General features: G+C 68.6%; 10 protein-coding genes and 1 tRNA gene. 6 read left to right on the top strand and 5 right to left on the bottom strand.

What is annotated here, in order from left to right; all coding sequences use genetic code 11:
- Nucleotides 1-60 precede the first annotated feature (60 nt).
- The 3 genes from AC1Q5B_RS14500 to rsmD are packed head-to-tail and all read right to left on the bottom strand — an operon-like array spanning nt 61 to nt 1,750.
- Complete coding sequence (locus AC1Q5B_RS14500; RefSeq protein WP_492632301.1) at nt 61-555, bottom strand: hypothetical protein; 495 nt, start codon at nt 553-555, stop codon at nt 61-63.
- A gap of 44 nt (nt 556-599) precedes the next feature.
- Nucleotides 600-1,109, bottom strand: coding sequence for a pantetheine-phosphate adenylyltransferase (coaD, locus tag AC1Q5B_RS14495; RefSeq protein ID WP_492632300.1), 510 nt, complete (start codon nt 1,107-1,109; stop codon nt 600-602).
- Complete coding sequence (gene rsmD / locus AC1Q5B_RS14490) at nt 1,106-1,750, bottom strand: 16S rRNA (guanine(966)-N(2))-methyltransferase RsmD (RefSeq protein WP_492632299.1); 645 nt, start codon at nt 1,748-1,750, stop codon at nt 1,106-1,108. The genes coaD and rsmD overlap by 4 nt, the downstream gene beginning before the upstream one ends.
- A gap of 257 nt (nt 1,751-2,007) precedes the next feature.
- Here rsmD and htpG point away from each other — a divergent pair, with 257 nt between their 5' ends.
- Nucleotides 2,008-3,906: a molecular chaperone HtpG gene (gene htpG, locus AC1Q5B_RS14485; RefSeq protein ID WP_492632298.1), complete on the top strand. Its 1,899-nt coding sequence runs from the start codon at nt 2,008-2,010 to the stop codon at nt 3,904-3,906.
- Nucleotides 3,907-3,957: 51 nt separating this feature from the next.
- Here the strand turns inward: htpG and AC1Q5B_RS14480 are convergent, their stop codons facing one another.
- Entirely contained in the window at nt 3,958-4,254 is a 297-nt protein-coding gene (locus AC1Q5B_RS14480) for a hypothetical protein (protein ID WP_492632297.1), read from the bottom strand.
- A 119-nt stretch (nt 4,255-4,373) separates the two neighbouring features.
- Here AC1Q5B_RS14480 and ftsY point away from each other — a divergent pair, with 119 nt between their 5' ends.
- The 3 genes from ftsY (at nt 4,374) to AC1Q5B_RS14465 (ending at nt 7,037) form a co-directional block, all read left to right on the top strand.
- The gene (ftsY, locus tag AC1Q5B_RS14475; protein ID WP_492632296.1) at nt 4,374-5,594 is read left to right on the top strand and encodes a signal recognition particle-docking protein FtsY; all 1,221 of its coding nucleotides are present in this window, start codon (nt 4,374-4,376) and stop codon (nt 5,592-5,594) included.
- A gap of 96 nt (nt 5,595-5,690) precedes the next feature.
- On the top strand, nt 5,691-6,764 hold the full coding sequence (mutY, locus tag AC1Q5B_RS14470; RefSeq protein ID WP_492632295.1) for an A/G-specific adenine glycosylase: 1,074 nt from the start codon (nt 5,691-5,693) through the stop codon (nt 6,762-6,764).
- Nucleotides 6,765-6,767: 3 nt separating this feature from the next.
- Nucleotides 6,768-7,037, top strand: coding sequence for an oxidative damage protection protein (locus AC1Q5B_RS14465; protein WP_492632294.1), 270 nt, complete (start codon nt 6,768-6,770; stop codon nt 7,035-7,037).
- 18 nt (nt 7,038-7,055) lie between these two features.
- Here the strand turns inward: AC1Q5B_RS14465 and AC1Q5B_RS14460 are convergent, their stop codons facing one another.
- Nucleotides 7,056-7,505 (bottom strand): DUF6491 family protein, encoded by a 450-nt coding sequence (locus AC1Q5B_RS14460; RefSeq protein WP_492632293.1) that lies wholly within the window; start codon nt 7,503-7,505, stop codon nt 7,056-7,058.
- Between the two features lie 180 nt (nt 7,506-7,685).
- Between AC1Q5B_RS14460 and AC1Q5B_RS14455 the strand changes: the two genes are divergently transcribed.
- Nucleotides 7,686-7,761 (top strand) — tRNA-Phe (locus AC1Q5B_RS14455).
- Nucleotides 7,762-7,829: 68 nt separating this feature from the next.
- Entirely contained in the window at nt 7,830-8,540 is a 711-nt protein-coding gene (locus AC1Q5B_RS14450; protein WP_492632292.1) for an rRNA pseudouridine synthase, read from the top strand.
- The last annotated feature ends 46 nt before the right edge of the window (nt 8,541-8,586 follow it).

Below are 8,586 nucleotides of genomic sequence, written 5' to 3'. Positions count from 1 at the left end.
CACCCCCCCCCCCCCCCCCCCCCCCCCCCCCCCCCCCCCCCCCCCCCCCGCGCGGACAGGTCACTTGGCTTCGACGAACACGTACTCGGCGGTGCTCGGGGCCACGGCGGCCTTCACCCGCTCGCTGTCCTCGGCCTTGCCGATGAACAGCACGCGCACGCCCTTGAACGCGTCGGTCTCGACGCCTTCGAACGCGGCCACGGCCAGGTCGGCGATCTTGGCGCTGTTCGGCGAGCCGAACGCGATCAGGTTACCGCTGCTCACGCCACGGGCGACCGCGCCCTTGGCCTGGTCCAGCTGGCGCCCGTACTTGGCTTCGAACTCCGGATCGGTCTCGGCGGGCAGGTAGTACACGTACGGCGTATTGGTGATCGTGCCCATGTTGGCGTCGACCACCTTGCTCAGGTACTCCTTCCACGGGCCGTCTTCGGTCGTGGTCGGCGCGACCAGGGCGACGTCGGCCGGCTCGGCCGGGGCTTCTTCCTGCTTCTTGCACGCCGCGAACGGCAGCACGAGGCAAGCGGTGAGCATGATGCGGCTTGCGAACTTCTTCATGGGTATTCCCCCTCTTGGTAAAACGGTTGTAGGAATCGTGGCGCTCAGGCGCCCTGCTTGTTGTTCTGCCACTGCGCCTTCAGCGCCGCGGTCACGGCCGGCGGGACAAAGCCGGAGACATCGCCGCCCAGCCGCGCGATCTCGCGCACCAGCGACGAGGAAATGAAGCCGTACTGCTCGGCCGGGGTCAGGAACAGCGTTTCGACCTCCGGGATCAGGTGGCGGTTCATGCTGGCCAGCTGGAACTCGTATTCGAAGTCGGACACCGCGCGCAGGCCGCGCAGTAGCACGCCGCCACCGACCTCCTTGACGAAATGCGCCAGCAGGCCGTCGAAGCCCCTCACTTCCACGTGCGGGTGTTTCGCCACGGCGTCGCGGGCCAGCTCGACGCGCTGGACCAGCGGCAGGGCCGGTCCCTTGCCCGGGCTCTCGGCCACGCCGATGATCACGCGCTCGAACAGCGGCGCGGCGCGGTCGATCAGGTCGATATGGCCATTGGTGATGGGGTCGAACGTGCCGGGATACACGGCCGTCCGGGTGCGCGCCACAGTCATTCAGTCGTCGCCGGCGGATCGTCGGGCCGAAGTGTAACAGTGGCGTGATGGCCCGGGGCGCGATACAGCGCATAGCGGACCTCGCGTGTCCGACCCTCGCGATGCAGCGCCCAGGCGGGCGGAACGACCGGCTGGACGTCGGCCGGCGACTCCACGTAGATCCAGGCCCCCGGCGCCAGCCGCGGCACCAGCCCGTCCAGCGCGCGTGCCCACAGGCCGTCGGCGAACGGCGGGTCCAGGAACACCAGGTCGAAGGTCCTGCCGTGGCTGCCCAGCCACGCCAGCGCGTCCGCGGCGTGCACCTCGGCAGGGGCGGACAGCCGGGCGACCGCCTCGCGCAGCGCTGCGGCCAGGCCGGGATCGCGCTCCACCAGCACCGCCTGCGCGGCCCCGCGCGACAGCGCCTCCAGGCCCAATACGCCGGTGCCGGCGAACAGGTCCAGCACGCGCGCGCCCGGCAGGGCCGGCGTCAGCCAGTTGAACAGGGTTTCGCGCACCCGGTCGCTGCTGGGCCGCAGGCCCGGGCGGTCGGGCACCGCCAGCTTCGTGCCGCGCCAGCGTCCGCCGATGATGCGCACCTGGCCGGCTGCGCGCGGAGCGGATGCGGGAACGGGAGGAGAGCGACGAGAGCTGCGGGACATCGGCAGGGCTGCGACGGAAGGACCCGCATGATAGCCGCCCCCGCGGGAGAGACTTCAGCCCCGACCGCAGCGGCGCAGCCACCCTCGCTGGCAGGGTCCGCGCGGCGAGCGGGCGACGTGGCATCCGATAGCTCGTAGCCGGGGGCTGAAGCCCCTTCCGCAAACCACCACGGTTGAGAAAGCGAGGTCGGACCCATACACCGGACCCATCGGCCGCGCCGGGCGGCCTGTACCCGATTCCATGGAGCACGACCGCAATGACCGTTGAGACCCGCAAAGAAACGCTGGGCTTCCAGGCCGAAGTGAAGCAGCTGCTGCAGCTGATGATCCACTCGCTGTATTCGAACAAGGAGATCTTCCTGCGCGAGCTGGTCTCCAATGCCGCCGATGCCGCCGACAAGCTGCGCTTCGAGGCGCTGAAGGCGCCCGGCCTGCTGGAGGAAGACCCCACCCTGCGCATCCGCATCGGCTTCGATGCCGACGCGCGCACCGTGACCATCGACGACAACGGCATCGGCATGAGCCGCGACGAGGCCATCGCCCACCTCGGCACGATCGCCAAGTCCGGCACCGGCGAGTTCCTGCGTGCGATGTCCGGCGACCAGAAGAAGGACGCCAACCTGATCGGCCAGTTCGGCGTGGGCTTCTACAGCGCCTTCATCGTGGCCGACCGCGTGGACGTGTTCAGCCGTCGCGCCGGCCTGCCCGCCAGCGAAGGCGTGCACTGGTCCAGCGCCGGCGAAGGCGATTTCGAGGTCGCCACCGTCGACAAGCCCGAGCGCGGCACGCGCATCGTCCTGCACCTGAAGGACGGCGAGGAAGGTTTCGCCGACGGCTGGAAGCTGCGCGGCATCATCAAGAAATACTCCGACCACGTCGGCCTGCCGATCGAGATGCCGAAGGAACAGCACGGCGGAGACGCACCGGCGACGGTCGAGTGGGAAGCGGTCAACAAGGCCAGCGCGCTGTGGACGCGCGCCAAGTCCGAGATCAAGGACGAGGAATACACCGAGTTCTACAAGCACATCGCGCACGACTTCACCGACCCGGTGGCGTGGAGCCACAACAAGGTCGAAGGCAAGCTGGAATACACCTCGCTGCTGTACGTGCCCGGCCGCGCCCCGTTCGACCTCTACCACCGCGACGGCGCCAAGGGACTGAAGCTGTACGTCCAGCGCGTCTTCATCATGGACCAGGCCGAACAGTTCCTGCCGCTGTACCTGCGTTTCCTGCGCGGCGTGGTGGATTCGTCCGACCTCTCGCTCAACGTCTCGCGCGAGATCCTGCAGTCCGGCCCGGTGGTCGACTCGATGCGTTCGGCGCTGACCAAGCGCGCGCTCGACATGCTGGAGAAGCTGGCCAAGGACAAGCCCGAGGACTACAAAGCGTTCTGGACGAACTTCGGCCAGGTGCTGAAGGAAGGTCCCGCCGAGGACTACGCCAACCGCGAGAAGGTCGCCGGCCTGCTGCGTTTCGCTTCCACGCACGACGCTTCCGGCGCGCCCAGCGTCTCGCTGGCCGATTACGTCGACCGCCTGCAGGAAGGCCAGGACAAGCTGTACTACCTGACCGGCGAATCGCACGCGCAGATCAAGGACAGCCCGCACCTGGAGATCTTCCGCAAGAAAGGCATCGAGGTGCTGCTGCTCACCGACCGCATCGATGAGTGGCTGATGGGCTACCTGACCGAGTTCGATGGCAAGTCCTTCGTCGACGTCGCCCGCGGCGACCTGGACCTCGGCGCGCTGGAGAGCGAGGACGACAGGAAGGCACAGGAAGAAAGCGCCAAGGCGAAGGAAGCGCTCACCGGCCGCATCAAGACCGTGCTGGGCCTGGACGTGGCCGACGTGCGCGTCTCGCACCGCCTGACCGACTCGCCCGCCATCCTCGCCATCGGCCAGGGCGACCTGGGCCTGCAGATGCGCCAGCTGCTGGAAGCCAGCGGCCAGCAGGTGCCGGAAAGCAAGCCGGTGTTCGAGTTCAATCCCGATCATCCGCTGATCGCGAAGCTGGATGCCGAGAGCGATGCGAACCGGTTCAACAACCTGACCCGCGTCCTGTTCGACCAGGCCGCTCTGGCCGCCGGCGAAAGCCTCAAGGATCCGGCCGGCTACGTGAAGCGGCTCAATGCGCTGTTGCTGGAGCTGTCGGCCTAATCGAAACCCTCCCACTGCTCCCCTCTCCCCGTGCAACGGGGAGAAGGGACTTCAGGCCCGGATATCCAGCAGGCCGCCCAGCGTCTGGTCGGCCACCTTCAGTACGAACAGGTTGGCGCCGGCCATCGCCTTGTAGGTCAGCATCACGGCGACGTCCTCGAGCGGCGCCGCCGGATCGGCAGGCGCTTCGGCCACACGCGCGGACACGCCAGCGGTCTCGGCCGACAGCGCGACCGTCTGCCGCGTGGCCGCGGGCGTGGCCAGGGTGGCGAGGTTGTGCGCCGCGGCCTGCAGGCCGGTCGAGGCGGCGCGCAGGCCCGAGGTGGCGATGCCGGTGATGGCGTTCATGCGGGTACTCCGGGTTCTCCGCCCTCGATATCGGCCGCCGCCGACCCCACTTGAGTCCTGTGCCCGGGGGTCCGACAGCCGGGTGGTAGCATGTCGCCCTCTTCGAGATACCCCCTGCAATGATCGGTTTTTTCCGTCGCAAGAAGCCCCAGGACGGTGCGGACGCCGTCCAGACCCGCCCCAGCACCGAGGAGCTCGCCGCCGCCTTCCCGCGCGCGCCCAGCGAACCGTTGCCCGCAGACGGCGCCCCCCTTCTCCCCCCGCCCGCGGCCGAGCAGGTACCGCAGACGAATGAAGGGGAAAGTGCTGCTGTCCCGCAGATCGACGCCGCAGTGATCCCCTCACCCCAGCCCTCGCCCCCGCAAGCGGTGGACAGGGGACACGACGCGGACGCGGATGCGGCCCCCGCCGCGCCGGCCGGAAAATCGGGCTGGCGTGACCGCCTGCGCCGCACCAGCGCCGCGCTCGGCCTGGCCGGCCTGTTCACGCGCAATCCGCGCCTGGACGACGACCTGCTGGACGAGATCGAGACCGCGCTGCTGACCGCCGACGTTGGCGTACCGGCGACCACTGCGATCATCGACGACCTGCGCAAGCGGATGAAGGAGCGCGAGTTCGCCGATGCGCAGGCGCTGCTGAAGGCGCTGCGCGCGGACCTGATCGCGCTGATCACGCCGGTGGCGAAGCCGCTGGTGATCGATGCCGGCCGCAAGCCGTTCGTGGTGCTGACCGTCGGCGTCAACGGCGTCGGCAAGACCACCACCATCGGCAAGCTGGCGCGCCGCTTCAAGCAGGACGGCCACAGCCTGATGCTGGCCGCCGGCGACACGTTCCGGGCCGCCGCCGTCGCGCAGCTGCAGACCTGGGGCGAGCGCAACGGCGTGCCCGTGGTCGCGCAGGGACAGGATGCGGATGCGGCCTCGGTTGCGTTCGACGCACTGCAGTCGGCGAAGTCGCGCCACTTCGACGTACTGATCGCCGACACCGCCGGTCGCCTGCACACGCAGACCGGTCTGATGAACGAACTGGGCAAGATCCGTCGCGTGCTCGGCAAGATCGACGCGGAGGCGCCGCACGAAGTCCTGATGGTCATCGACGGCACCACCGGCCAGAACGCACTCTCGCAGCTGCGCCAGTTCCATGCCGCAGTCGGCGTCACCGGCCTGGTGGTCACCAAGCTGGACGGCACGGCGAAGGGCGGCGTGGTGTTCGCGCTGGCGCGCGAGTTCGGCATCCCGATCCGCTACGCCGGCATCGGCGAACGCGTGGAAGACCTGCGTGTGTTCGATGCGGAATCCTTCGTCGATGCCCTGCTGCCGGAAGCGCTGGGTGGCGGCTGACATCGGGTCCTCGGCGGTGGTGGGAGCGACGTCAGTCGCGATGACGCCGTCGCGGTGGTCGATCGCGACTGACGTCGCTCCCACAGGGTGCATCGCGTGAGCGGTGCCACCTTCGCGCAGCGCCTGCTGACCTGGTTCGACCGGCACGGCCGCCACGACCTGCCGTGGCAGCACCCGCGCACGCCGTACCGCGTCTGGCTGTCGGAAATCATGCTGCAGCAGACGCAGGTCGCCACGGTCGTTCCGTATTTCCTGCGCTTCGTCGAGCGCTTCCCCACCCTGCGCGACCTCGCCGCCGCGACCACCGACCACGTGATGGCGCACTGGGCGGGCCTGGGCTACTACGCCCGTGCCCGCAACCTGCATGCCGCCGCGAAAGCCTGCATGGCGGACCACCATGGCGACCTGCCGCGCGACTTCGATGCCTTGCACGCGCTGCCCGGCATCGGCCGCAGCACGGCCGGTGCGATCCTGTCGCAGGCGTGGAACGACCGTTTCCCCATCCTCGACGGCAACGTCAAACGCGTGCTGACACGCTTCCACGGCATCGCCGGATGGCCTGGTCTGCCGGCGGTGGAAAGGCAGCTGTGGGCGCTGGCGGAACAGCACCTGCGCGACGTGCCGGATGGCCGGCTCGCCGACTACACGCAGGCGCAGATGGATTTCGGCGCCACGCTGTGCACGCGCGCAAAACCCGCCTGCGTGGTCTGTCCCGTGCAGGACGATTGCGTGGCGCGACGCGACGGCCTGACCGGCGCGCTACCCACCTCCAAGCCGTCGAAGGTGCTGCCCGAACGCGAGGCCGTGGCGCTGTGGCTGGAGAACGCCGACGGCGAGATCCTGCTGCAGCGACGACCGGAGACCGGTATCTGGGCGTCGCTGTGGACGCTGCCGCAGGCCGACACCGACGCGGACATGCGCGACTGGTTCGCGCGCGAGATGAAGGGCGCCTACGACAACGCCGAAGAACTACCGCTCGTCGTGCACACCTTCAGCCACTACCGCCTGCACCTGCAGCCGCTGCGCCTGCGCAAGGTCGCCCTGCGCGACGCGGTGCGCGACAATGACGACCCCGCATCCGGGACGGGGCAAGCGCTGCGCTGGGTGGCGCGCGGCGACCTCGCCGCGCTGGGCCTGCCGGCACCGATCCGCAAACTGCTAGGGAACTGACCGATGTCGCGCACCGTCTTCTGCCAGTACGAACAACGCGACACGGAGGGACTGGATTTCGTCCCCTACCCCGGCGAGCTGGGCAAGCGCATCTACGCCAACATCGGCAAGCCGGCATGGGCCGCCTGGCTCGCGCACCAGACCATGCTGATCAACGAGAACCGGCTGTCGCCGCGCGATCCCAAGCACCGCGCCTTGCTGGAGACGGAACTGGAGAAGTTCCTGTTCGGCGGCGGTGCGGACAAGCCAGCCGGTTACGTGCCCACGCCATAATCGAATCCGGCGTCGCCCTCAGCTCTGCGTCTTGCGTTCCACCACCGCCGCTTCGCGCAGTTCCTTCTGACTGGCGCGCAGGGCCTTCACGTCGAGCGGACGGATAGTCTGGATGCGGCAGGGAATCTTGATGCTGGACGTACCGGCCCCCAACGGCACCACCTCGTCGAAGCGCGACACGCGGCTGCCGAACTGGGTGATGCTGACGGCCATGGCGTAGTCGAGGTCCTGGCAGGGACCGCTCAGTTCAAGCAGGTAGCCTTCGCTGGGCTTGGTCCAGACGGCCAGGGCATCGTCACCGAGCGGCGTCCAGCCGTTGAGGCGGCCGAAGTACTGGAAATCCTTGACGGGTTCGCCGGCGTGGCCACGGTAGAAGGCCAGCTTCTCGCCATCGGTCTGTTTGCCGTCGGTGGCGCAACCGGACAGGACGGCGGCTGACAGCAGGGCGAGGGAAAGGACGCGTTTCATGTGAGGCTCCTGTGGAAGCGGTCGGGGACTCTCTCCATGCGGGACATGATGCGCCGCCCTGTCGCAGTGGGTGCCAAGGGCCAGGATGGGCATTCAGCGCAGGGCCGGCTTGCCATCCCTGGCCCCGATCCGTATCATTCGTCGCCTTCGCACCGGCTCGGCCGTGTCGCGGAAGTTCCTGGCCTGGTAGCTCAGTTGGTAGAGCAGCGGATTGAAAATCCGCGTGTCGGTGGTTCGAATCCGCCCCGGGCCACCATATTGCATTCGAGAGGCCTGCAGCGATGCAGGCCTTTTTCGTGTCCGCCAGGAAAACCGGTGTCTCCCATGCCCGACCCCATCCGTCTCGCCAGGCGCGTTACCGAACTGACCGGCTGCTCGCGCTCGGAAGCCGAGCAGTACATCGAAGGCGGCTGGGTCACCGTGAATGGCGAAACGGTGGAAGCTCCCCAGCACCTGGTCACCGACGAGCGCGTGGAGATCGACCCCCGCGCCGAACTCGCCGTCGGCGAGCCCGCCACCCTGCTGCTGCACAAGCCTAGCGGCGTCGCCTGGCAGGAGGCGGCCACGCTGGCCGTGCCGGCCACGCGCATGATGGACGACGACAGCGGGATCCGCCCGCTGAAGCGCCACCTGCATCGCCTGACCCCGCTGATGCCGCTGGATCCTGAGGCCAGCGGCCTGATCGTGCTCAGCCAGGATGGACGGGTATCGCGCAAGCTGACCGAGGACTACGCGCAGATCGAGCAGGAATTCGTGGTGGAGATCCGCGGTGAAACAGGCCCCTACACGCTCAGCCGCATCGGCCACGCATCGGGCTACGACGGTCGTGCATGGTCGCCGTGCAAGGTCAGCTGGCAGAACGAGGTGCGCCTGCGCTTCGCGATCAAGAACGTGCAACCGGGCGAACTGCGCCACCGTTGCCGGGCAGGAGGGCTCGACGTGGTGTCCATCCGTCGCCTGCGGATCGGCCGCGTCGCATTGTCGAAGGTACCGGTTGGGCAGTGGCGCTACCTGGCGCCCGGGGCGCGCTTCTGACAGTCGTCAGACCGGATTTGCGCACGCGTCGACGGTATCGACGATC

Source organism: Pseudoxanthomonas sp. GW835-FHT14C01, assembly GCF_058793715.1.
The sequence above is the reverse complement of the archived record's forward strand: the minus strand, read 5'-3'. Positions and strand labels throughout refer to the sequence as shown.